At 64.3% G+C, this 498-nt stretch carries 1 protein-coding gene; it reads right to left on the bottom strand.

All coding sequences use genetic code 11. The features are described from left to right. On the bottom strand, window positions 1-498 hold a 498-nt coding region (locus QIW53_RS27195), incomplete at its 5' end, for a cbb3-type cytochrome c oxidase subunit I (protein WP_371052681.1).

Genomic DNA, 498 nt, shown 5'->3' with positions numbered 1-498 from the left:
TCAGGCAATCTGCGCTTCACGTTCGGCCAGGCGCACGTCCGCCACCCGCACGGTGCGCCAGACGTTGTAGGCCATCAGCAGCATGCCGCAGAGGAAGAACACGCCACCGGTAAAGCGCACCACAAAGCCGGGGTGGCTGGCCTGCAAGGCCTCCACAAAGGAGTAGGTCAGCGTGCCGTCGTCGTTGATCGCGCGCCACATCAGGCCCTGGGTGATGCCGTTGACCCACATCGAGGCGATGTACAGCACGGTGCCGATGGTCGCGAGCCAGAAGTGCAGGTTGATCAGCGGGGTGCTGTGCATCTGCTCGCGCCCGAAGACTTTGGGCACCATGTGGTAGGTGGCGCCGAAGGTGATCATCGCCACCCAGCCCAGGGCACCGGCGTGCACGTGGCCGATGGTCCAGTCGGTGTAGTGGGAGAGGGCGTTGACGGTCTTGATCGCCATCATCGGCCCTTCGAAGGTCGACATGCCGTAGAACGCCAGGGACAGCACCAG

This window comes from Pseudomonas fluorescens (assembly GCF_041354075.1).
In the GTDB taxonomy this organism is placed as follows: domain Bacteria; phylum Pseudomonadota; class Gammaproteobacteria; order Pseudomonadales; family Pseudomonadaceae; genus Aquipseudomonas; species Aquipseudomonas fluorescens_CE.
The sequence above is the reverse complement of the archived record's forward strand: the minus strand, read 5'-3'. Positions and strand labels throughout refer to the sequence as shown.